Source organism: Schumannella sp. GW821-FHT10F01 (genome assembly GCF_058809295.1).
Genome location: NZ_JBXASM010000001.1, coordinates 21,132 through 43,031, shown reverse-complemented (window position 1 = coordinate 43,031; position 21,900 = coordinate 21,132). Strand labels below are relative to the sequence as shown.

General features: G+C 70.2%; 22 protein-coding genes and 1 tRNA gene. 8 read left to right on the top strand and 15 right to left on the bottom strand.

All coding sequences use genetic code 11. From position 1 onward, the window contains the following. Positions 1–49 precede the first annotated feature (49 nt). The 11 genes from AC1RSJ_RS00220 to dnaA form a co-directional block, all read right to left on the bottom strand. Entirely contained in the window at positions 50–409 is a 360-nt protein-coding gene (locus AC1RSJ_RS00220; RefSeq protein WP_493116284.1) for a hypothetical protein, read from the bottom strand. A gap of 4 nt (positions 410–413) precedes the next feature. After that, positions 414–839, bottom strand: coding sequence for an NUDIX hydrolase (locus AC1RSJ_RS00215; protein ID WP_493116282.1), 426 nt, complete (start codon positions 837–839; stop codon positions 414–416). A 4-nt stretch (positions 840–843) separates the two neighbouring features. Next, a tRNA-Ile gene (locus tag AC1RSJ_RS00210) sits at positions 844–917 on the bottom strand. A gap of 79 nt (positions 918–996) precedes the next feature. After that, positions 997–1,404, bottom strand: coding sequence for a DUF3566 domain-containing protein (locus AC1RSJ_RS00205; RefSeq protein WP_493116280.1), 408 nt, complete (start codon positions 1,402–1,404; stop codon positions 997–999). Continuing rightward, on the bottom strand, positions 1,404–3,935 hold the full coding sequence (gene gyrA, locus AC1RSJ_RS00200) for a DNA gyrase subunit A (RefSeq protein ID WP_493116278.1): 2,532 nt from the start codon (positions 3,933–3,935) through the stop codon (positions 1,404–1,406). Before gyrA ends, AC1RSJ_RS00205 begins: the two co-directional genes overlap by 1 nt. Positions 3,936–3,979: 44 nt before the next feature. Further along, complete coding sequence (gyrB, locus tag AC1RSJ_RS00195; RefSeq protein ID WP_493116276.1) at positions 3,980–5,965, bottom strand: DNA topoisomerase (ATP-hydrolyzing) subunit B; 1,986 nt, start codon at positions 5,963–5,965, stop codon at positions 3,980–3,982. Positions 5,966–6,109: 144 nt separating this feature from the next. Further along, complete coding sequence (locus AC1RSJ_RS00190; protein WP_493116274.1) at positions 6,110–6,673, bottom strand: DciA family protein; 564 nt, start codon at positions 6,671–6,673, stop codon at positions 6,110–6,112. After that, complete coding sequence (recF, locus tag AC1RSJ_RS00185; protein WP_493116272.1) at positions 6,670–7,827, bottom strand: DNA replication/repair protein RecF; 1,158 nt, start codon at positions 7,825–7,827, stop codon at positions 6,670–6,672. The genes AC1RSJ_RS00190 and recF overlap by 4 nt, the downstream gene beginning before the upstream one ends. Beyond that, positions 7,824–8,711 (bottom strand): phosphogluconate dehydrogenase (NAD(+)-dependent, decarboxylating), encoded by an 888-nt coding sequence (gene gnd, locus AC1RSJ_RS00180; protein WP_493116270.1) that lies wholly within the window; start codon positions 8,709–8,711, stop codon positions 7,824–7,826. Before gnd ends, recF begins: the two co-directional genes overlap by 4 nt. A 32-nt stretch (positions 8,712–8,743) precedes the next feature. Continuing rightward, positions 8,744–9,889, bottom strand: a complete 1,146-nt coding sequence (dnaN, locus tag AC1RSJ_RS00175) for a DNA polymerase III subunit beta (RefSeq protein ID WP_493116268.1) — start codon at positions 9,887–9,889, stop codon at positions 8,744–8,746. Between the two features lie 478 nt (positions 9,890–10,367). Beyond that, positions 10,368–11,774 (bottom strand): chromosomal replication initiator protein DnaA, encoded by a 1,407-nt coding sequence (gene dnaA / locus AC1RSJ_RS00170; RefSeq protein WP_493116266.1) that lies wholly within the window; start codon positions 11,772–11,774, stop codon positions 10,368–10,370. 295 nt (positions 11,775–12,069) lie between these two features. Here dnaA and rpmH point away from each other — a divergent pair, with 295 nt between their 5' ends. The 8 genes from rpmH (at position 12,070) to AC1RSJ_RS00130 (ending at position 18,083) form a co-directional block, all read left to right on the top strand. Further along, a complete protein-coding gene (gene rpmH / locus AC1RSJ_RS00165) occupies positions 12,070–12,207 on the top strand; it encodes a 50S ribosomal protein L34 (RefSeq protein WP_003800212.1) in 138 nt (45 codons plus the stop codon). Positions 12,208–12,225: 18 nt separating this feature from the next. Beyond that, positions 12,226–12,564: a ribonuclease P protein component gene (rnpA, locus tag AC1RSJ_RS00160; protein WP_493116263.1), complete on the top strand. Its 339-nt coding sequence runs from the start codon at positions 12,226–12,228 to the stop codon at positions 12,562–12,564. A gap of 3 nt (positions 12,565–12,567) precedes the next feature. Further along, positions 12,568–12,867: a membrane protein insertion efficiency factor YidD gene (gene yidD, locus AC1RSJ_RS00155; RefSeq protein WP_493116261.1), complete on the top strand. Its 300-nt coding sequence runs from the start codon at positions 12,568–12,570 to the stop codon at positions 12,865–12,867. 12 nt (positions 12,868–12,879) lie between these two features. After that, positions 12,880–13,893, top strand: a complete 1,014-nt coding sequence (yidC, locus tag AC1RSJ_RS00150) for a membrane protein insertase YidC (RefSeq protein WP_493116259.1) — start codon at positions 12,880–12,882, stop codon at positions 13,891–13,893. Between the two features lie 11 nt (positions 13,894–13,904). Further along, complete coding sequence (locus AC1RSJ_RS00145) at positions 13,905–14,552, top strand: Jag family protein (protein WP_493116834.1); 648 nt, start codon at positions 13,905–13,907, stop codon at positions 14,550–14,552. Beyond that, positions 14,549–15,214, top strand: coding sequence for a 16S rRNA (guanine(527)-N(7))-methyltransferase RsmG (gene rsmG, locus AC1RSJ_RS00140; RefSeq protein ID WP_493116257.1), 666 nt, complete (start codon positions 14,549–14,551; stop codon positions 15,212–15,214). Before AC1RSJ_RS00145 ends, rsmG begins: the two co-directional genes overlap by 4 nt. 947 nt (positions 15,215–16,161) lie before the next feature. Further along, on the top strand, positions 16,162–17,124 hold the full coding sequence (locus AC1RSJ_RS00135; protein ID WP_493116255.1) for a ParA family protein: 963 nt from the start codon (positions 16,162–16,164) through the stop codon (positions 17,122–17,124). After that, on the top strand, positions 17,124–18,083 hold the full coding sequence (locus AC1RSJ_RS00130; RefSeq protein ID WP_493116253.1) for a ParB/RepB/Spo0J family partition protein: 960 nt from the start codon (positions 17,124–17,126) through the stop codon (positions 18,081–18,083). The genes AC1RSJ_RS00135 and AC1RSJ_RS00130 overlap by 1 nt, the downstream gene beginning before the upstream one ends. Positions 18,084–18,119: 36 nt before the next feature. Here the strand turns inward: AC1RSJ_RS00130 and AC1RSJ_RS00125 are convergent, their stop codons facing one another. The 4 genes from AC1RSJ_RS00125 to trxB form a co-directional block, all read right to left on the bottom strand. Next, positions 18,120–19,079, bottom strand: coding sequence for a D-alanine--D-alanine ligase family protein (locus AC1RSJ_RS00125; protein ID WP_493116251.1), 960 nt, complete (start codon positions 19,077–19,079; stop codon positions 18,120–18,122). Between the two features lie 7 nt (positions 19,080–19,086). Beyond that, on the bottom strand, positions 19,087–20,403 hold the full coding sequence (locus AC1RSJ_RS00120) for an aminotransferase-like domain-containing protein (RefSeq protein ID WP_493116249.1): 1,317 nt from the start codon (positions 20,401–20,403) through the stop codon (positions 19,087–19,089). A 102-nt stretch (positions 20,404–20,505) separates the two neighbouring features. Beyond that, a complete protein-coding gene (gene trxA, locus AC1RSJ_RS00115; protein ID WP_493116247.1) occupies positions 20,506–20,829 on the bottom strand; it encodes a thioredoxin in 324 nt (107 codons plus the stop codon). 56 nt (positions 20,830–20,885) lie between these two features. Then, complete coding sequence (gene trxB / locus AC1RSJ_RS00110; RefSeq protein WP_493116245.1) at positions 20,886–21,890, bottom strand: thioredoxin-disulfide reductase; 1,005 nt, start codon at positions 21,888–21,890, stop codon at positions 20,886–20,888. Positions 21,891–21,900: the final 10 nt, after the last annotated feature.

Here is a 21,900-nt window from a genome sequence, read left to right as displayed (position 1 = left end):
GGCGGAGCGCGGCGCACGAGCGGATGCCGCGGCCGGAACCGCCCCGCCGTCAGCGCCGGCCGGGCGTCGCGATCTCGACGGTGTAGCTCGTGATCGCGGTGACCGTGCCGGCGTCGAACTCGTAGATGTCGCACGACGCCACGGACGTGGTGTCGTCGCCGCGGTAGGTCGCGACGCTGTCGACGACGATCGTGCCGTCGCCGCCCGCGATCACGCGGAACGACGAGAACTCCACCTCGACGCCGTCGAGGTCGTCGAGCAGCGAGTCGCAGCTGCGCATGAGCACCTGCTTGCCGGGCAGCACCGCCGCACCGACCACGTTCCACCGCACGTCGTCCGCGATCCGCGGATACGCGTCGCGGAAGCGGTGCTCCGAGAACGCGCGGGCGACCTGTTCATCCGTCATCACGCGCTCACTGTACGGCGGCGGCCCGCTCCCGGTGCATGCGGATCCCGATGTCGATGAGGCCGACCCGGCGCTCGTCCGCGACCCGCTCGAGCGGCACCCAGTCGGCGCCGTCCGTCGTGCCGTGGATCTCGGCCGCGAGCTCCCCGCCGATCACGTGCGCGCGGTAGACGATGCGCAGCCCGCGCATCGGACCCGTGCCGCTGATCCGGTCCTCGGCGGCGACGTAGATCGCGTCGACCCCGAGCAGGGCGTCGAGCTCGACGTCGTAGCCGGTCTCCTCGCGCACCTCGCGGACCACCGTCTGCTCCGGCGACTCGCCGTCCTCCATGCCGCCGCCGGGCAGCTGCCATCCGGAGCCGTCCGTGCCGACCGAGAGGAGGATGCGGTCCGCGTCGACGATCACCGCGTACGCGGCCGGACGTGTCTGCATGGGGTGGGGCTACGAGGACTTGAACCTCGGACCTCTTCGTTATCAGCGAAGCGCTCTAACCGCCTGAGCTATAGCCCCGAAGGCCGGGATCCCGGGCGCGAAGCGCCGGACGGCCGGATAGAACTGTACATCACCGCCCGGGCGGGCGACGAATCGGCTAGTTGTTGGTGAAGCCGACGAGCAGGCCGCCGGTGAGCCGCACGCTGAGGTTGTAGAGCAGCGCGCCGATCGCGCCGAGGGCCGTGCCGCACACCGTGTTGAGGATGGCGATCACGAACGCGAACAGCATCACCTGGGCGAGCCCGAAGGTGTCGGCGATGTCGAACCCGGGCGTCGTCAGCACATCCGACAGCAGCGAGTTGACCTTGTCGAACACGCCGGTCGAGTTCAGCACCACCCAGATCAGGAACGTCGCCACGATGAGCACGATGCCGAGGCAGATCTGGATGAGGAAGGTCAGCTTCACCACGGACCAGAAGTCGATGTAGACGAGCTTCAGGCGCACCTGCTTGCTCGACACGCTCCTCTGCGACTTGCGCTGGAGCTTCTCGGCCACGCTCGACATCAGTCGGATCCCTTCGCGTCGTCGGCCGGCTCTACCTCCACCGGCTCGTCCGGCTCCTGGGACACCAGGTTCCGTTCGGAGTTGCGGGCCACGGCGATGATGCGGTCATCCTCGGCGAATCGGGCGAACACGACACCCATGGTGTCGCGGCCCTTCGCCGGCACCTCGGCCACGGCAGACCTTACCACCTTGCCGGAAGCCAGAACCGTGAGCACCTCGTCGTCCTCGCCGACGATGAGGGCGCCCGCGAGCACCCCCCGCTCGTCGTTCAGCTTGGCCACCTTGATGCCGAGTCCGCCGCGGTTCTGGCGCCGGTACTCCTCGACGCTGGTGCGCTTCGCGTAGCCGCCCTCGGTCACCACGAACACGTAGCCGTCGTGGTCGACGACCGACGCGGAGAGCAGCGTGTCCGCCGAGCGGAAGTCCATGCCCTTCACGCCGGAGGTGGCGCGGCCCATCGGCCGCAGCGCGGCATCCGTCGCCGTGAAGCGGATGGACTGGCCGTGCCGCGAGACGAGCAGCACGTCGCTGTCCTCCTCCACGAGCATCGCCGAGACCAGCTCGTCGGCGTCGCGGAGGTTGATCGCGATGATGCCGCCGGTGCGGTTCGTGTCGTACTCGGTCAGCGCGGTCTTCTTCACCAGGCCGTTGCGGGTCGCGAGCGCGAGGTAGCGGGCGACGCCGTAGTCGCGGATGTCGAGGATCTGCGCGATCTGCTCGTCCGGCTGCAGCGCGAGCAGGTTCGCGACGTGCTGGCCCTTCGCGTCGCGGCCGCCCTCCGACACCTCGTAGGCCTTGGCGCGGTAGACCCGGCCCTTGTTCGTGAAGAACAGCAGCCAGTGGTGGGTGGTGGTCACGAAGAAGTGCTCGACCACGTCGTCCGCGCGCAGCTGGGCGCCGCGCACGCCGCGGCCGCCGCGGTGCTGCGACCGGTAGTTGTCGCTGCGGGTGCGCTTGATGTAGCCGCCGCGGGTGACGGTGACGACCATCTCCTCCTCGGGGATCAGGTCCTCGACGCTGACGTCGCCGTCGAAGCCGAGCAGGATCTCGGTGCGGCGGTCGTCGCCGAACCGGCTCACGATGTCGGTCAGCTCCTCGCTGATGATCGTGCGCTGGCGGGTCGGCGTGGCGAGGATGTCCTTGAAGTCGGCGATCTTCGCCTCGATCTCGGTGGCCTCGTCGATGATCTTCTGGCGCTCGAGCGCGGCGAGCCGGCGCAGCTGCATCGCGAGGATGGCATCCGCCTGCAGCTCGTCGACCTCGAGCAGCGCCATGAGGCCGGAGCGCGCCTCGTCGACGGTCGGCGAGCGCCGGATCAGCGCGATGACCTCGTCGAGCGCGTCGAGCGCCTTGAGGTAGCCGCGCAGGATGTGGGCGCGCGCCTCCGCCTCGGCCAGGCGGAAGTTCGTGCGCCGCACGATCACGTCGATCTGGTGGTCGATCCAGTGCGTGATGAACTGGTCGATCGACAGCGTGCGCGGCACGCCGTCGACGATCGCGAGCATGTTCGCGCCGAAGTTGTCCTGCAGCTGCGTGTGCTTGTACAGGTTGTTCAGCACGACCCGGGCGACGGCGTCGCGCTTGAGGATGATGACGAGCCGCTGGCCGGTGCGGCCGGAGGACTGGTCCTCGATGTCGGCGATGCCGCTGAGCTTGCCCTCCTTGACGAGCTCGGCGATCTTGATCGCGAGGTTGTCGGGGTTCACCTGGTACGGCAGCTCGGTGACGACGAGCGCCTGGCGCCCGCGCACCTCCTCGACCTCGATGACGGCGCGCATCGTGATCGAGCCGCGGCCCGTGCGGTACGCGTCCTGGATGCCCTTGATGCCGAGGATCTGCGCGCCGGTCGGGAAGTCGGGTCCCTTGATGCGCTGGATGAGCGCCTCGACGAGCTCCTCCTTGGTGGCGTCCGGGTGCTCGAGCGCCCAGAGCGCGGCCTCGGACACCTCGCGGAGGTTGTGCGGCGGGATGTTCGTCGCCATGCCGACCGCGATGCCGACCGAGCCGTTGACGAGCAGGTTCGGGAACCGCGCCGGCAGCACGACCGGCTCCCGGGTGCGGCCGTCGTAGTTGTCCTGGAAGTCGACCGTGTCCTGGTCGATGTCGCGCACCATCTCCATGGCGAGCGGCGACATCTTCGTCTCCGTGTACCGGTGGGCGGCGGCGCCGTCGTTGCCCGGCGAGCCGAAGTTGCCCTGACCGAGCGCGAGCGGGTAGCGCAGCGACCACGGCTGCACGAGGCGCACGAGCGCGTCGTACACCGAGCTGTCGCCGTGCGGGTGGAACTGCCCCATGACGTCGCCGATGACGCGGGTGCACTTCGAGAACGCGCGGTCGGGCCGGTAGCCGCCGTCGTACATCGTGTAGATCACGCGCCGGTGCACCGGCTTCAGGCCGTCCTCGACGCGCGGCAGCGCTCGGCCGATGATGACGCTCATCGCGTAGTCGAGGTACGACCGCTGCATCTCGAGCTGCAGGTCGACCTGCTCGATCCGGTCGCCGGCGGGCTCGATCGTGGTCTCGTCCGTCATGTTCTCTCGGTTCTCGTCCTGGGTGCCGTGGGATCCGTCGTCGATCAGATGTCGAGGAAGCGGACGTCCTTGGCGTTCTGCTGGATGAAGCTGCGGCGCGCGTCGACGTCGTCGCCCATCAGCGTGGCGAAGATGCCGTCGGCGACGGCCGCGTCATCGAGGGTGACCTGGCGCAGGGTGCGGGTCTCCGGGTTCATGGTCGTGTCCCACAGCTCCTGGTGGTCCATCTCGCCGAGGCCCTTGTAGCGCTGGACGCCGTTCTCCTTCTGGAGGCGCTTGCCGGAGGCGAGGCCCTCCTTGAGCAGGGCGTCGCGCTCGCGGTCCGAGTACACGTACTCGTGCTCGGAGTTGGTCCACTTCAGGCGGTACAGCGGCGGCTGCGCGAGGTAGACGTAGCCGATCTCGATGAGCGGGCGCATGTAGCGGAACAGCAGCGTGAGCAGCAGCGTGGTGATGTGCTGGCCGTCGACGTCGGCATCCGCCATCAGCACGATCTTGTGGTACCGGGCCTTCTCGCCGTCGAAGTCCTCGCCGATGCCCGTGCCGAAGGCCGTGATCATCGCCTGGATCTCGGCGTTCGAGAGCGCGCGGTCGAGGCGCGCCTTCTCGACGTTGAGGATCTTGCCGCGCAGCGGCAGGATCGCCTGCGTGCCCGGGTCGCGGCCCGTCTTCGCGGAGCCGCCGGCCGAGTCGCCCTCGACGAGGAAGATCTCGCTGCGCGCCGGGTCCTTGCTCGAGCAGTCGGCGAGCTTGCCGGGCATGCCGCCGCCCTCGAGCAGGCCCTTGCGGCGGGTCTGCTCGCGCGCCTTGCGCGCGGCGAGCCGCGCCGAGGCGGCCTGGATCGACTTGCGGATCACGTCGCGCGCCTGCGCCGGGTTGCGGTCGAACCAGTCGGCGAGCTGGTCGCCGACGACGCGCTGCACGAACGACTTCGCCTCGGTGTTGCCGAGCTTCGTCTTCGTCTGGCCCTCGAACTGCGGCTCGCCGAGCTTGACGGAGATCACGGCGGTGAGGCCCTCGCGGATGTCGTCGCCGGAGAGGTTCTCGTCGCGCTCCTTGAGCAGCCCCTTCTCGCGCGCGTAGCGGTTCACGAGTGTCGTCAGCGCCGCGCGGAACCCCTCCTCGTGCGTGCCGCCCTCGTGGGTGTTGATCGTGTTCGCGTAGGTGTGGACGCTCTCGGAGTACGCCGTCGTCCACTGCATCGCGACCTCGAGCGCGATCTTGCGCTCGGTGTCCTCCGCCTCGAAGTCGATGATCTCCGGGTGGATGACGTCGGCCTTCTTCGCCGCGTTGAGGAACTCCACGTAGTCGCGGAGGCCGCTCTCGTAGAGGAAGTCGTCGTTGCGGTGCAGCCCCTCGTCGTCGACCTCGCGCTCGTCGGAGAGCGTGATGCGCAGGCCCTTGTTGAGGAACGCGTACTGCTGGAACCGGGTGCGCAGCGTCTCGTAGTCGAACTCGACGGTCTCGAAGATCTCGGCGCTCGGCCAGAAGGTGATGGTCGTGCCCGTGTCGGAGACCGGCTCGCCCTTCGCGAGCGGCTCGCGCGGCACCCCGATGTCGTAGGACTGCGTCCAGGCGAAGCCCTGCCGGTGCACCTCGACATCGAGCCGGGTCGACAGCGCGTTGACGACCGAGCTGCCGACGCCGTGCAGACCGCCCGAGACCGCGTAGCCGCCGCCGCCGAACTTGCCGCCGGCGTGGAGGATCGTGAGCACGACCTCGACCGTCGACTTCTTCTCGACCGGGTGGACGTCGACCGGGATGCCGCGGCCGTTGTCGACGACGCGCACGCCGCCGTCCGGGAGGATCGTGACGTTGATCGTGTCGCACGCGCCGGCGAGCGCCTCGTCGACGGCGTTGTCGACGATCTCGGTGACGAGGTGGTGCAGACCGCGCGGACCGGTCGAGCCGATGTACATGCCGGGGCGCTTGCGCACCGCGTCGAGGCCCTCCAGGACCTGGATCGCGCTGGCTCCGTAGCTGTCGTCGTCGGGGGTGGTTCCGGTGCCGGAGTTCGTCGCGTCGGTCATGAAGTCGTCATGCTCCTCGGGGGATCGCGTCGCCGCGAGCGCGAGCCCGGACAACTGACTCATTCTACCCCAGCGGGGTGTCCGAATCCGGGAGAATCGGCGATCTGCGGCGTCGGAATCCGTCCGACGGATGATTTTGCCTTCTCAGCCGTAGGTGTCGCGCGGACCGCGCCCTGGAACCGTCCTGGGACCGTGTTTCCACGAGGGGGCGTTGGGTGCCAGAAAGCGCACCGCCTCGATGCCCGCCGAGGGATGCCGCTCCGTGATGCGTCCGGCGACCGCCGACTTCATCCGGTTCATCTGGTGCGCCCACGCCGTGGAGTCGCACCGGACGACGAGCACGCCCTCCTCGATGCCGACCGGCTCGGTGTGCATCGCGGTCTCCTCGCCCACCAGCTCGGGCCAGCCGACGATGAGCTCCGTCTTCGCCAGCGGCGACGTCCAGCCCATCTCGCCGGTGAGCCGGGAGAGCACCGCGTCGAGTCCGCGCGGGTCGCGGCCGGTGCCGAACGGCACGGTCGTCTCGTCCTCCGCCGCCCGCGCCCGACGGCGCGCGTCGCGGCCGGGACGGCCGGCGCCCGGTGTGCCGAACACGCCACGCAGCCGCTCGAAGACGGCGACGTGCTCGGGCAGCTCCTCGGCTCGGGTGGCCGATCCTGGCGAAGACCCGTCGACGGGCTCAGGGGGTCGTGACAGCGACTCGTTCACTCCGCCACCACCTCCCCGCCTCGGATCCTGATGACATTCTGCGCCAGCTCCGACGGCACGTCGTCGAAGACCGCCGCCGTGATGAGCACCTGCTCGTAGTCGCCGATCGCGGCGGCCAGCCGCGCGCGGCGGGCCTCGTCGAGCTCGGCGAAGACGTCGTCGAGCACGATCACCGGGTCGCCGGTCAGCGACTCGCGGCGCAGCACGCCGGCCGCCGCCAGCTTGAGCGAGAGCGCGAACGACCACGACTCGCCGTGGCTCGCATAGCCCCGCGCCGGCAGCCCGTTGAGCTCGAGCAGCAGGTCGTCGCGGTGCGGGCCGACGAGCGTGAGCCCGCGGTCGAGCTCAGACCGGCGCACCCGCACCAGGGATTCGCGGAACGCGGCCGCCGCCGTGGCCGCGTCGACGACGGCGTGCTCGGCTGGCACCTCCGCCTCGTCCTCGTCGTCCGGCTGGTCGCCGCGCACGCTGAGCCGCAGTGCGAGGTCCGCCGCGTGGTCCTCCCCCGCGATCGCCGCGTAGGCCTCCGCGACGCCCGGGCGCAGGTCGGCGACGAGCGCGGACCGCGCCGCGATGAGCTCCGAGCCGAGGGCGACGAGCCGGTCGTCCCAGACGTGGAGCGTCGACAGGTCGCCGGTGCGCTGCGCCGCACGCGAGGTCTTCAGCAGCGTGTTGCGCTGCCGGAGCACCCGGTCGTAGTCGCCCTGCACGCCGGCGAGCCGCGGGGTGCGCTGCACGAGCAGCTGGTCGAGGAGGCGACGGCGGCCCGAGGGCTCGCCGCGCACGAGCGCGAGGTCCTCCGGCGCGAACAGCACGCTCGAGATCGAGCGCGGCAGCTCGCGCGGCTTCACCGGGCTGCTGCCGACCTGGGCGCGGTTCGCGCCGGTGCGGTTGAGCTGCAGCTCGACCCGCAGCTCGCGGTCCCGGTTCACGAGCAGGGCGCGGACGACGGCGGCGTCCGCCCCGGCGCGGATGAGCGCGGCATCCGACGACACCCGATGCGAGCCGAGGGTCGCGAGGTAGCCGATCGCCTCGACCAGGTTCGTCTTGCCCTGGCCGTTGCTGCCGACCACCAGGTTCGCGCCCGGCCGGAGCTCGACCTCCGCGCTCCGGTAGTTGCGGAAGTCCGTCAGCTGGAGACGGGAGACGATCACGCAGGCCGCACGGCGTGGCCGCCGAACTGCTTGCGCAGCGCCGCGACCGCCTTCATCGAGGGCGAGTCCTCCTGGCGCGACACGAAGCGCGCGAAGATCGAGGCGCTGATCGTCGGCAGCGGCACCGCGTTGTCGAGGCCCTCCTGCACGGTCCAGCGGCCCTCGCCGGAGTCCTCGACGTAGCCCTCGATGTCCGCGAACTCGGGATCCTCGTGCAGCGCCTTGACGAGCAGCTCGAGCAGCCAGCTCCGCACCACCGTGCCGCGCTGCCAGGCGGTGAACACGCCGGCGACGTCCTCGATCATGTCCTCGCGGGCCTCCATGAGCTCATAGCCCTCGGCGTAGGCCTGCATCAGCGCGTACTCGATGCCGTTGTGCACCATCTTCGCGTAGTGGCCGGCGCCGGGCTTCGTGCCCGCGTGGACGAAGCCCTCCTCGCGGGGGCCGTCGGGGCGCAGGGCGTCGAAGACCGGCATGGCCAGCTCGACGTCGTCCTTCGCGCCGCCGACCATGAGGCCGTAGCCCTCGGTCACGCCCCAGATTCCGCCGGAGACGCCGACCCCGAGGTAGTGGATGCCGCGCTCGGCCGCGGCGGCCGCGTGCACCTCGTCGTCGGTGAACCGGCTGTTGCCGCCGTCGATGATGACGTCGCCCTCGGCGAGCACGCCGTGCAGCTGCTCGAGCACCGAGTCGGTGACCTTGCCGGAGGGCACCATGACCCAGACGACGCGGGGCGACGGGAGGGCCGCGATGAGCGCCGGGAGGTCCGGCACGTCGGTGACGTCGGGATTCGGGTCGTAGCCGGTGACCTCGACGCCGTGCTCGCGCAGGCGGGTGCGCATGTTGCCGCCCATCTTGCCGAGGCCGATGAGTCCGATGTGCATGCGCGCGCTCCTGAGGTGGCGCCGCCCCGGCGTCAGCGGAGCAGCAGGTTGGGCTGGAGCAGGTACTTGTAGTTGTCCGCTCCGGGCTGGTCCTTCGACGACTGGCTGGTGATGAGCACCGGGCCGGGCTTGTTCGGGTTGTCGGTCTTCGTGAACGACACCCGCACGAACTCGGAATGCACGGCGCTCAGCGCGTCGAGGAGGAACGAGGGCTTGAGCGAGACGACCGTGTCCTGCCCGTGGAGGTGCGCGTCGATGGTCTCCGAGGCCTGGGCCTGCTCGGAGCCGGCCGCTTCGAGCCGGAGCCCGTCGATCGAGAAGCTGAAGCGCAGCGCGGCCTCGCGCTCGAGCACGAGCGCGACGCGGCGGACCGCGTCGACGAGCTCGCCCGTGTTGAGCACCGCGTAGTCCTCGACGACGTCGGGGAACAGGCGGCGGACCGGCGGGAAGTTGCCCTTGATGAGCAGCGACGTCACGGTGCGCTTGTCGGCGCTGAAGGCGATGAGCTCGCGGTCGTCGCGGCGGATGATCGAGACGGCGACGGTGCCGCTGTGGCCGAACGTCTTGCCGATCTCGGAGAGTGTTCGGGCCGGGACGAGCGCGGTGGTGCCCTCGGCGGAGGTGGTGCCCGAATCCCAGTCGATCTCGCGGATGGCGACGCGGTAGCGGTCGGTGGCGACGAGCGACAGGCTCGTCTCGCCGACCTCGAGCTGCACCCCGGTGATGACCGGGGTGACGTCGTCGCGGGAGGCGGCGACGGCGACCTGCGCGACGGCGGCGGCGAAGTCCTCGGACGGCAGCACGCCGGTGGTCTCGGAGACCTCGGGCAGGGTCGGGTACTCCTCGACCGGCATGCTCAGCAGCGTGAACTTCGCGGAGCCGCAGCTCACGGCGATCTTGCCCTCGACGGTCTCGAAGACGACGGGCGCGTTCGGGAGCCGGCTCGCGATGTCGGCCAGCAGCCGGCCGGAGACGAGCGCGGTGCCGTCGTCGTCGACCTCGGCGGCGATCTCGGTCTGCGACGACACCTCGTAGTCGAACGACGACAGCGTCAGCGAGCTGCCCTCGGCGTGGAGGAGCACGCCGCTGAGGATCGGCTGCGTGGTGCGCTGCGGGAGGAGCTTGACCGCGAAGGACACCGCCTCGCTGAACACGTCGCGGTTGACCTGGAACTTCACAGGCGGTTCTCCTCGTCCGGTTCGGGCGTCTTCACGGGTCTGAGCGCGGGGTGCGCGCACGAGCATCCTGGCACAGTCCCGCGGGAGGTGAGCAGTGGAGGGCCGCCGGGCGAGGGGGTCCGAGGCCGCCGGCGCTCGGGTTGTGGAATCGGCGAACAGGAGGAAGAACTCTGTCTTCTTCTTAACGGCTGTGGACGGTGTGGAGAACATCCGGCATCCCAGCCGGCGGCGGGGAACTACAGCCGTGGAAGTTGTGGGCGGGGTCCGGACGACGCGCCGCCCGGGTGGGGAGAGCGCGGACCGCCCCCTCGTCCCGTCCACAGCCCGGACCCGATCCGTCCACACCCCGGGGGCGGTTCTGCACAGTTATCCACAGGTCGTTCACACATGTGGACTTCATACCCTGCGGGCTCACAGGAATGCCCGGTGGCAGCCGGGTTCCGGATGGGCCGAGGCCGTGCGGCGCGGTCGACGGCGCTCAGCGCGCGGTGAAGCGCTGGTTCTGCTTGATGCGGCTGGTCAGCTCGGTGACCTGGTTGTAGATCGAGCGGCGCTCCTTCATGAGCTCGCTGATCTTCTTGTTCGCGTACATCACCGTCGTGTGGTCGCGGTTGCCGAACAGCTGGCCGATCTTGGGCAGCGACAGGCTCGTGAGCTCACGGCACAGGTACATCGCGATCTGACGCGCGGTGGCGACCGCCTGCGACCGGCTCGATCCGTAGAGGTCGTCGACGGTGAGCTTGAAGTAGTCCGCGGTGTGATTGATGATGTCGACCGGCGCGATCACGTTGTCCTCGTCGAGGGTGATCAGGTCCTTCAGCACCGTCTGCACCAGCTGCAGGTCGACCGGCGTGCGGTTCAGGCTCGCGAACGCGGTCACGCGGATGAGCGTGCCCTCCAGCTCGCGGATGTTCGACGACACCTTCGTCGCCATGAACTCGAGGATGTCGTCCGGCACCTGCAGCCGCTCCGACTGCGCCTTCTTGCGCAGGATGGCGATGCGGGTCTCGAGGTCCGGCGCCTGCACGTCGGTGATGAGTCCCCACTCGAAGCGCGACCGCATCCGGTCCTCGAAGCCGGTCAGGTGCTTCGGCGCGACGTCGCTGGTGATGACCACCTGCTTCGAGTGGTCGTGCAGCGTGTTGAAGGTGTGGAAGAACGCCTCCTGCGTCTCGACCGCACGCTGCAGGAACTGGATGTCGTCGATCAGCAGGATGTCGATCTCGCGGTACCGCGACTGGAAGGCGGCCGACCGGTTGTTCGCGATCGAGTTGATGAAGTCGTTCGTGAACTCCTCCGAGCTCACGTAGCGCACCCGGATGCCCGGATACAGGTTCTCGGCGTAGTGGCCGATGGCGTGGAGGAGGTGCGTCTTGCCGAGCCCCGAGTCGCCGTAGATGAACAGCGGGTTGTAGGCCTTGGCCGGCGCCTCCGCCACGGCGACCGCGGCCGCGTGGGCGAAGCGGTTCGATCCGCCGATGACGAAGTTGTCGAAGTTGTACTTCGGGTTCAGCCGGCTCTCGGCCCGTCGGCCCTGGATCGGCGTGACGTTCGAGTCCTGCCACGGGGCCGGGTCCTCGACGGTCGGCTCGGCGCGGGGCAGCGAGGCCGTCTCGATGTCGGGGTTCACGACGATGGCGAAGCTCGACACGTCGGTCTCGCCGGCGGAGGTGATCGCGTCGAGCAGCGGGATCCGGATGCGGTGCTCGAGCATCGTGCGGGTCAGGTCGTTCGCGACCTCGAGATAGAGGGTGCCGGCCAGGACGCCCTTTGGCTCCACCAGGTTGAGGAAGCCTCGCAGCTGCGGGGTGACGCGGTCGTCGTGCTGGAGTCGTCCGAGGATGCCGTTCCAGAGCTCCCAGGTGGGGTCGGATTCCTCGGCCATGGTCCCTTTCCGTGTTCGAGCGCGCGCAGTTATCCACAGGATTATCCACGACGGTGGACATCTGTGGAGATGCGGACGCCGACCCGCCCCCCGGATCGACTGAGGGACACCCTAGTTCTCTCCGGCGCGTCATTGCCAACCGTTTCGGGGTCGTGGTGGAAGGATTCGCCGGTTTGCGCGCGCGGGTTTGACCGAAGCACGCGGACCGCCTATTTTTAACCGGTTGTCGTCAGCCCCGTCGTGCGGCTGACTCGAGATCTTCCCGGGATGCCGCCGGGCAAACGGAGATACCACTATGAGCAAGCGCACCTTCCAGCCGAACAACCGCCGTCGCGCCAAGAAGCACGGCTTCCGCCTCCGCATGCGCACGCGTGCGGGCCGCGCCATCCTCGCCGCGCGTCGCGGCAAGGGGCGCACCGAGCTCTCCGCCTGAACCGACGCGGCCGGCGTCGTGCTCGCTCGAGCGAACCGCGTGGTGCGGGCTGACGAATTCCGCACCGCCGTCCGCCGCGGGCGCCGCACGACGACACCGCTCGCCGTCTACTACGCGCTGGATCGCCACGGCGATCCGGCGCGTTTCGGCTTCATCGTGTCGAAGGCCGTCGGCGGCGCCGTGCAGCGCAACCGGCTCCGCCGTCGCCTCCGGGCGATCGGCCGGGAGCTGGTGGACAGCGGTGCCGGCGGTGCCGACATCGTCGTCCGCGCTCTCCCCGGGTCGGCGGAGCGCAGCTGGGACGAGCTGCGCACCGACGCCCGCGCGGCGATGCTGCCGCGGCTCGGGATCGGCTGAGCGATGACCTTCCTGCTCCTGCTCCCCCGCAACGTCTGCGTCGCGATCCTCCGTGCCTACCGCGCCGTGATCTCGCCGCTGTACGGAGACGTCTGCAGGTACTACCCCAGCTGCTCCGCCTACACTCTCGAAGCGATCCAGCGTCACGGCGTCGTGCGCGGCGTGTGGCTGGGCGGCCGACGGCTTCTGCGCTGCCACCCGTGGTCCCGTGGGGGCGTCGACGACGTGCCGGGCCACAGCTCGGACCCCCGCTACCCCATCACCCGCTCCGGCTTCGTCGTCGCGAGCTCGCGAAAGGCCTGACCTCACACCGCCATGGACATCTTCGGCTTCTTCCAGACCCTGCTCTGGCCCATCAAGTGGGTGATCGAGGCGATCCTGGTCGGCTTCCACCAGCTGCTGTCGATCCTGGGCATGGACCCGGCGGCGGGTCTCACGTGGGTCCTCTCCATCGTCGGCCTCGTGCTGATCGTCCGCGCCGCGCTCATCCCGATCTTCGTGCGGCAGATCAAGAGCCAGCGCAAGATGCTCGAAGTCGCGCCGCAGCTCAAGAAGATCCAGGACAAGTACAAGGGCAAGAAGGACCAGTACTCCCGCGAGGCGATGCAGCGGGAGACCATGAACCTCTACCGCGACGCCGGGACGAACCCGTTCGCGTCGTGCCTGCCGCTGCTGATCCAGATGCCGATCTTCTTCAGCCTGTTCTCGGTGCTCAACGAGGCCCGCAACGACAAGGCCGGCGTCGGCTTCCTCACCAAGGAGCTCTCCGACCAGTTCGGCAAGGCGTACCTCTTCGACGGCGACTGGAAGGCGCCGCTGAAGGACAGCATGCAGTCCGCGTGGACCGCCCAGAACTGGGTCGTGCTGGGCATCGCGGTCGTGATGATCGCGATCATGACGGCGTCGCAGTTCATCACGCAGCTGCAGATCATGTCGAAGAACCAGACGCCGGAGATGAAGGCGAGCCCGATGTACCGCCAGCAGCGGATGCTGCTGTACGTGCTCCCGATCGTCTTCATCTTCTCGGGTATCGCGTTCCCCATCGGCGTCATGTTCTACTGGCTCACCTCCAACATCTGGACGATGGTGCAGCAGTACGTCGTCATCCGGAACTCGCCGACGCCGGGCAGCGACGCGGCGCTCGAGCGCGAGGCGCGCCTGGCCAAGAGGGCCCGCGCCAAGATGACGCAGGAGCAGCTGCTGGCCGAGGAGGCCGAGCAGGAGCGGGCGCTCGAGGAGCGCCGCAAGACCAACAGCCAGCGCGTGCAGCCGGTAGGCAAGAACCGCGCCAAGAAGCAGGGCCAGAGCCAGAACGGGAACCAGGCATGAGCGACTCCGACGTGACGAGCACCGAGACCAGCGACGTGACGAGCACCGAGACCAGCGACGTGACCAGCGACGTGACGAGCACCGTGGTCGAGGAGTCGACCGCCGCCGCCGCTTCCGAGTCAACCCCCGCCGGCGACGCTCCGGCCGGCGGCGACGCGGCCGACGCTCCCGCGGAGAGCGACCCGCCGACCCAGGACGAGCTGGTCGAGGAGGGCGACGTCGCCGCCGACTACATCGAGGAGCTCCTCGACATCGCGGACATCGACGGCGACCTCGACATCGACGCCCGTGCCGGCCGTGCCTACCTGTCGGTGACCGCCGGCGAGGACGCCGAGGGCCTCGCGCTGTCCACGCTCTCGAAGCCCGAGACCGTCGGCGCGCTGCAGGAGCTCACCCGCCTCGCCGTGCAGAACCGCACCGGCCGCTTCTCGCGCCTCATCCTCGACATCGGCGGCTCCCGCGACGCGCGCGCCGGCGAGCTCGCCGCCCTCGTGGACCACGCCGTGCAGCGCATCGAGGGTGGATCGTCGTCCGCCTCCCTCCCGCCCATGTCGAGCTACGAGCGCAAGCTCGTGCACGATCTCGTCGCCGAGCGCGGCTACACCTCGGAGTCCGAGGGCGAGGGTCGCGACCGCCACACCGTCATCACCAAGGCGTGACCGGCGACTCCCCCGTCGATGTTCCACGTGGAACACCGACACCGTCGGAAGCCGAGCCGGCCGTCGCCGCTCAGCTGTTCGGCGACCGGATCGACCTCGCGCGCTCGTACACGGATGAGCTGGCGTCGCGCGGGGAGGAGCTCGGGCTGATCGGCCCGCGGGAGCTCCCCCAGCTCTGGACGCGGCACGTGCTGAACTGCGCGCTGCTCGCTCCGCTGCTGCGACCCGGCCGCGTCGGCGACGTCGGCAGCGGCGCGGGTCTGCCGGGCCTCGTGCTGGCGATCGCCCGACCGGACGCGCACCTCGTGCTCATCGAGCCGATGGAGCGCCGCATCGACTGGCTGCGCAGCGAGGTCGACCGGCTCGGCCTCGACAACGTGGATGTCGTCCGTGCGCGAGCCGAAGAGGCCCGCCTCGACCAGCCGCTCGATCAGGTCACGGCTCGTGCGGTCAGCGCGCTGTCGAAGCTGCTGCCGCTCACCGCTCCCCTGCTCCGCTCGGGCGGCGAGTTCCTCTTCCTCAAGGGCGCCCGCGCGCAGGAGGAGATCGACGGCGCCGCAAAGCAGCTGCGGAAGGCGCGCGTGCAGGACGTCGAGGTCGTCGTGCTCGGCGAGGGCCTGCTGCCGGACGTGACCCGGGTGGTCCGCGGGACGATCGGATAGGTCCGGGGTAGTTCGTCCCGGTTCCTCGGCGCTCGCGGATCAGGAGCGGCGGACGCGCGCCGTGCCCATGGATGCCGGCCACACCGCGGCGGGCCGCCGTTGCCCCCGACCGCCTTCTCGCAGAGGCAGGCGTTCTGAACCCACCGCGTGCCGGTAGGGATGGCTCGTTCCGATCGTGCGACGTTGTGGTCCCGGTATATCGGCGGTCGGACGGCGAACGGGATGCCACGGAGGAGGCTTGTCGATCAGCGGTCCTCCTGCTGCTTTCGGCGCCGATGTTCCACGTGGAACATCCGCGCGGTGGCCCGACCAGGCGGCACGGACGTCGCTTCACTGGTTCGCCCTCATGCCTGTCCGGCTCGATGTTCACGTGGAACATCGAGTGCTCGCAGTGATCTCCCGACACCGTCGGCACAGAGGCGGCGAAGCGGCCGGCCGACGCGGTCACGCGCCGCGAGCATGTGGGCGAGGTGCGGATGTTTCACGTGGAACATCGACCGTTGCCTCGGCCCGCGGTATCGATACCCGACTCCCCCATCGCTGCTCACCGGGATGTGCGGGCGCCGGCGCGAATTGACCCGATGCGTCGCGCGGCAAGCATTTGCGGCCGAAGCCACCGCCGGCGACCCAGCCGCTGAGCCACGACGCGTTCTCGACGAGGCAGTCGCTCGCCCGACTCCGAGACGGTTCTCGATCGTCCCCGCGCCCCATCCGGGCATGGCCGTGGGGAGTCCCGCCCGGGCCGATGGCAGATGAGGATACAACTGCCTCACCCCTTCACCCTCACGGAGACCTCGCGGTCGGTCTTCTTCCGCGGGCCCGACCGCGGAGAAAGCCACCCCCGGAGACACCCGCGCTCCGGCTCCCGATGTTTCACGTGGAACATGCGCCGCCCTGCGCCGCCGCACACCGTCGTGGCCATCCCCAGGACAGTGCCCGCCGGAGGGATGCACCGGGCGCGGCGGTTAGAGTTGGGCGATCCCCCCACGAACCAGGAGACGGACGGCTCGGTGACCTCCCCCAACGCCTTCGACGCGTCGACGCCGCTCGCGCGCGAGATCGCCGACCTCACCCGTCGACGGATCGCCCTCGCCGAGCAGGAGCTGCCGCACCCGGCCTCGACGCGCATCTTCACCATCGCGAACCAGAAGGGCGGCGTCGGCAAGACCACGTCGACCGTGAACCTCGCGGCCGCCCTCGCCCGAGCCGGCCTGCGCGTGCTCGTGATCGACCTCGACCCGCAGGGCAACGCCTCCACCGCGCTGGGCGTCGAGCACCGGTCGGAGACGCCGAGCGTCTACGACGTGCTCATCAACGACATCCCGATCGACGACGTCGTGCAGCAGAGTCCGGAGTCGCCGAATCTGCTCTGCGTGCCGGCCACCATCCACCTCGCCGGAGCCGAGATCGAGCTCGTGTCGCTCGTCGCCCGCGAGCAGCGGCTCGGCCGCGCGCTGCGGGACTACTTCGAGGAGACGGACACCCCGGTCGACTACGTCTTCATCGACTGCCCGCCGTCGCTCGGCCTCCTGACGATCAACGCGTTCGTCGCCGCCCGCGAGGTGCTCATCCCGATCCAGTGCGAGTACTACGCGCTCGAGGGCCTGAGCCAGCTGCTCGACAACATCGCCCTGGTCGGCAAGCACCTGAATCCCGACCTGGCCGTCTCCACGATCCTGCTGACGATGTTCGACCCGCGCACCAACCTCGCCAACCAGGTGGCGGCAGAGGTGCGCGAGCACTTCCCCGAGCAGGTGCTCAAGGCGGTCATCCCGCGGTCGGTGCGCATCTCGGAGGCGCCGAGCTACGGCCAGACCGTCGTCGGGTACGACCTCAACTCCGCCGGCGCGCTCTCCTACCGCGAGGCCGCGGCGGAGATCGCCACCCGCGGCGCGACGGCGGTGCGCTGATGGCCGCGGCGAAGCGGACCGGGCTCGGCCGCGGCATCGGCGCGCTCATCCCGACTGCGCCGGCCGGTGCGGAGCGCCCGGTCGACGTGTTCTTCCCCGACGGCGGCTCCGAGGGGGTCGACGACCAGTCGGGCCTCGTCGCTGTGCCTGGTGCGCGGCTGGCGAGCCTCTCCCCCGACGACATCGTGCCCAACCCGGTGCAGCCGCGGCACGAGTTCCGGGAGGAGGAGCTCGCCGAGCTCGTCACCTCGGTGCGCGAGTTCGGCGTGCTGCAGCCGATCGTGGTGCGCCCGCGGCCGAACGCCGCCGAGGGCGAGCCGCAGTACGAGCTCATCATGGGCGAGCGCCGGCTCCGGGCCACGAAGGCCTCGGGTCGCGACAGCATCCCGGCCATCGTGCGCGACACCGCCGACGAGGACATGCTGCGCGACGCGCTGCTCGAGAACCTGCACCGCGCGGAGCTGAACCCGCTCGAGGAGGCGTCGGCCTACCAGCAGCTGCTCGCCGACTTCGGCATCACCCAGGAGCAGCTCGCCGAGCGGATCGGCCGCTCCCGCCCCCAGATCACCAACACGCTGCGGCTGCTCCGGCTGCCGGAGGGCGTGCAGCGGCGCGTCGCGGCGGGCGTGCTCACCGCGGGCCACGCGCGCGCCATCCTGTCGGCCGGTGACGCGGACTCGATGGAGCGGCTGGCGGCGAAGATCGTCGACGAGGAGCTCTCCGTGCGGCAGGCGGAGGCCATCGCCTCCGGTACCGCGAAGAAGACCCGCGCCGCCCGGCCGAACGCCGGACGGCTGCGCGGCGGGCTCGACGAGATCGCGGAGTCGCTCGGCGACCGCCTCGACACCCGGGTGAAGATCTCGCTGTCGGCGCGCAAGGGCCAGATCGTGATCGACTTCGCGAGCGTCGGCGACCTCAACCGCATCCTCGGCGAGCTCGGCCAGGAGGGTTTCCGCTAGATCATGCCGTGACCGGCATGATCGGGAAAGACCTGTTCAGAGGCTCTTTTCGCGGAGCGCTGACTCCGCCAGCGCCGCGTACACCCAGCCGAGATCGTGCCCGGCCGCCTCGAGCGCCTGCGGGTAGAGCGAGGTCTCGGTGAGCCCCGGCAGCACGTTCGCCTCGAGGAACCACGGGGTGCCGGCGCCGTCGACGATGAGGTCGACGCGGCTGAGGTGACGGAGGCCGAGGGCGCCGTGCACGACGAGGGCGGTCTCGGCCGCGCGCGCCGCGATCTCGTCGGAGATCCGCGCCGGCGTGTAGAAGCGGGTCTCCCCCGCGTTGTAGCGCGCCTCGAAGCTGTAGACCCCGGAGAGCGGCTCGATCTCGACCGCCGGCAGCGCGACCGGACCGTCGCCGGTGTCGAGCACCCCGACGGCGATCTCGGTGCCGGTGATCTGCTGCTCGACGAGGGCGACGTCGGCGTAGGTGTACGCGTCGACCATCGCGCGCGGCAGGCCGGCGGGCTCGGTGACGATTGTGACGCCCTGGGCCGAGCCGCCGCGGGCCGGCTTCACGACCAGCGGGGTGACGAGCTCGTCGGCGATCGCGGCGAACACCGCGTCGGCGCCGAGCTCGCGGAACGCGTCGCGGCCGAGCGTGATGGAGCGGGGCGTGGCGACGCCGGCACGCGCGGCGAGGGTCTTCGCGGTCGGCTTGTCCCAGGCGAGGCGGGACGCGTCCGCATCCGAGCCGACATAGGGCAGGCCGAGGAAGTCGAGGAGGCCGCGGAGCGCGCCGTCCTCCCCGCTCGCGCCGTGGAGCGCCGGCCAGATCACGTCCGGACGGTCGTCGCGGAGTGCGGAGAGCAGTCCGGCGTCCGGATCGCGCAGCTCGACGGCGATGCCGTGCTCGCGGAGCGCATCCGCGACGCGGCGTCCGGAGCGCAGCGAGACGTCGCGCTCGTGGGAGATGCCGCCGGCGAGCACGACGACGCGGTTCAGGGGGGAGCTCATGGGGACCTCAGCCGACGTTCGGGGGCAGGATGTTCGAGAGCGGGCCGGTGTCCGACGACGCGGGGAGCGAGAGCGATCCGGTGAATTCCCCGATCAGGGCCGCTTCTCCGCTGATCACCCTGGCGAGGCGTCGGATGCCCTCGCGGATGAAGTCGGGCGTCGGGTAGCAGAACGACAGCCGCATGGCGCTCCGGCCGCCGCCGTCGGCGTAGAACGCCGTGCCGGGCGTGTAGGCGACGAGCTCCGTGACGGCACGCGGCAGCATCGCCTTCGAGTCGAGACCATCCGGCAGGGTGAGCCACACGTAGAAGCCGCCGTTCGGCACGGTCCAGCGCAGCGTCGGCAGGTGCTCGCCGAGCGCGCCGAGCATGGCATCGCGCCGCTCGCGGTAGACGTCGCGGAACGTGTCGATCTGGCCGCGCCAGTCGGCGGTGTCGAGGTACTCGGAGATCACCGTCTGCGAGAACGAGCTCGGCGACAGCACGGCGGCCTCGTTCGCGAGCACGAGCTTCTCGCGGATGGCGTGGGGCGCCACCGCCCAGCCGACCCGGAGCCCCGGCGCCAGCGTCTTCGAGAACGTGCCGAGGTAGATGACCCCGTCCTCCTCGACGGAGCGCATCGCGTGCGGCGGCGCCTGGTCGAAGTACAGCAGGCCGTAGGGGTTGTCCTCGACGACGAGGATGCCGTGCTCCCGGCAGATCTCGAGGATTTCGGTGCGCCGCGCCCACGGCAGGGTCACGCCCATCGGGTTGTGGAACGAGGGGATCGTGTAGAGGAACTTGATGCGGCGGCCCTCGGCGCGCAGCGACGCGATCCGCTCGCGCAGCGCCTCGGGCACGAGGCCCTCGTCGTCCATCGTCACGTGCGAGATCTCGGCCTGGAACGACTTGAACACGGTGATCGCCGTGACGTAGCTCGGCCCCTCGGCGATCACGACGTCGCCCGGATCGAGGAACAGCTTCGCGATGAGCTCGAGCGCGTGCTGCGACCCGGTGGTCACCACGACGTCGTCGGCGCTGGCGCGGATGCCCTCGAGCGCCATCACGTCGAGGATCTGCTCGCGGAGGTGCGGGTCGCCCTGGCCGGAGCCGTACTGCAGCGCCACCCCGGCGCGGTCGCCGACGGTCTTGTCGACGGCCGCACGGAGGAGCTCCTGCGGCAGCGCGGACACGAACGGCATCCCGCCCGCGAGCGACACGACCTCCGGACGGCTCGCCACGGCGAACAGCGCGCGCACCTCCGAGGCGGCCAGCCCGGCCGTGCGGGCGGCGTAGGTGCCGTACCACGGGTCGAGGTTGGTGCCCTGCTGGGGTGCGTTCGTCATCGGCTGGTCCGCTCTCTCGGAGAGCCCAGGCTACAAGGGGAACGCCGACGGCCCCGCTCCCCGGACGGGGAACGGGGCCGCGGACTGCGGGGTGGACCGGCTCTAGGCCAGGAACTCCGCGAGGTCGGACTCGAGGGCCGGCTTCGGCTTGGCGCCGATGACGCGCTTGACGACCTCGCCGCCCTTGAAGACGTACATCGCCGGGATCGAGGTGATGCCGTACTTCATCGCGGTCTCGGGGTTGTCGTCGACGTTGAGCTTGACGATGTCGAGCTTGTCGGCGTGCTCGGTCGCGATCGCGTCGAGGATCGGCGACACGGCGCGACACGGGCCGCACCACTCGGCCCAGAAGTCGACCATGATCGGCTTGTCGCTGGCGAGCACGTCGCTCGCGAAGGTGTCGTCGGTGACGGTCTTGGCGCTCATTCTTCTTCTCCTTGGGTGGAAGCTCTGGTGGGGATGACGGGGATGTCGGGCCGCGCTCAGCCGGCGGTCGCCGAGGCGGTCTCGGGCGCGATCTCGTCGACCGGCTGATCGCTGCCGGTCGCCTGGGCGAGCAGCTCCTTCGGCAGCGCCGCCAGGAAGTGCTCGGCGTCGAGGGCGGCGACCACGCCGGAGCCCGCCGCCGTGGCGGCCTGCTTGTACGTGGGGTCGATCACATCGCCGGCCGCGAACACGCCGCTCACGCTGGTGCGCGAGCTGCGTCCGTCGACGGCGATAGTGCCCTCGGGCGTGAGGTCGAGCTGGCCGTGCACGAGGTGCGTGCGCGGGTCGGCGCCGATCGCGACGAACAGGCCGGAGAGGTCGAGCGTCGTCTCGGTGCCGTCGACGGTGTCGACGAGGCCGATGCCCGCGACCTTCTCGTCGCCGTAGATGTGCGCGACCTCGGCGTTCCAGACGAAGTCGATCTTCGGGTCGGCGAACGCGCGCTCCTGCATGGCGGCGGAGGCGCGGAGGCTGTCGCGACGGTGCACGAGCGAGACCTTGTCGGCGAAGCGCGTGAGGAAGGTGGCCTCCTCGAGCGCGGAGTCGCCGCCGCCGACGACCGCGACGTGCTTCTGCTTGAAGAACGCGCCGTCGCAGGTGGCGCACCACGAGACGCCGTAGCCCGACAGGCGGGTCTCGTCGTCCAGTCCGAGCTTGCGGTAGGCCGAGCCGGTCGCGTAGATCACGGCGAGGGCCTCGTGCGTGACGCCGCTGCCGAGGGTGACGGTCTTGACGTCGCCCGCGAGCTGCAGGTCGGTGACGTCGTCGTAGACGATCTCAGCACCGAAGCGTTCGGCCTGGGCTTGCATCTTCATCATGAGATCGGGGCCCATGATGCCGTCAGGGAAGCCCGGGAAGTTCTCCACCTCGGTGGTCTTCATCAGCTCGCCGCCGAACTCGACCGAGCTCGCGATGACGAGAGGGTTCAGGTTCGCGCGGGCCGCATAGATGGCGGCCGTGTAGCCGGCGGGTCCCGAGCCGATGATGATCAGCTGACGCATCCGACGCTCC

Bases quoted from the DNA above. Each gene is read 5' to 3' on its own strand.
- AC1RSJ_RS00135 (WP_493116255.1), top strand. From the start codon at position 16,162: ATGCACCGGGCGCGGCGGTTAGAGTTGGGCGATCCCCCCACGAACCAG.
- AC1RSJ_RS00120 (WP_493116249.1), bottom strand. From the start codon at position 20,403: ATGACGAACGCACCCCAGCAGGGCACCAACCTCGACCCGTGGTACGGC.
- trxA (WP_493116247.1), bottom strand. From the start codon at position 20,829: ATGAGCGCCAAGACCGTCACCGACGACACCTTCGCGAGCGACGTGCTC.
- gyrB (WP_493116276.1), bottom strand. From the start codon at position 5,965: ATGACCGACGCGACGAACTCCGGCACCGGAACCACCCCCGACGACGAC.
- AC1RSJ_RS00125 (WP_493116251.1), bottom strand. From the start codon at position 19,079: ATGAGCTCCCCCCTGAACCGCGTCGTCGTGCTCGCCGGCGGCATCTCC.
- rpmH (WP_003800212.1), top strand. From the start codon at position 12,070: ATGAGCAAGCGCACCTTCCAGCCGAACAACCGCCGTCGCGCCAAGAAG.
- yidD (WP_493116261.1), top strand. From the start codon at position 12,568: ATGACCTTCCTGCTCCTGCTCCCCCGCAACGTCTGCGTCGCGATCCTC.
- dnaA (WP_493116266.1), bottom strand. From the start codon at position 11,774: ATGGCCGAGGAATCCGACCCCACCTGGGAGCTCTGGAACGGCATCCTC.
- gnd (WP_493116270.1), bottom strand. From the start codon at position 8,711: ATGCACATCGGACTCATCGGCCTCGGCAAGATGGGCGGCAACATGCGC.
- yidC (WP_493116259.1), top strand. From the start codon at position 12,880: ATGGACATCTTCGGCTTCTTCCAGACCCTGCTCTGGCCCATCAAGTGG.
- trxB (WP_493116245.1), bottom strand. From the start codon at position 21,890: ATGCGTCAGCTGATCATCATCGGCTCGGGACCCGCCGGCTACACGGCC.
- AC1RSJ_RS00130 (WP_493116253.1), top strand. From the start codon at position 17,124: ATGGCCGCGGCGAAGCGGACCGGGCTCGGCCGCGGCATCGGCGCGCTC.
- AC1RSJ_RS00215 (WP_493116282.1), bottom strand. From the start codon at position 839: ATGCAGACACGTCCGGCCGCGTACGCGGTGATCGTCGACGCGGACCGC.
- AC1RSJ_RS00205 (WP_493116280.1), bottom strand. From the start codon at position 1,404: ATGTCGAGCGTGGCCGAGAAGCTCCAGCGCAAGTCGCAGAGGAGCGTG.
- gyrA (WP_493116278.1), bottom strand. From the start codon at position 3,935: ATGACGGACGAGACCACGATCGAGCCCGCCGGCGACCGGATCGAGCAG.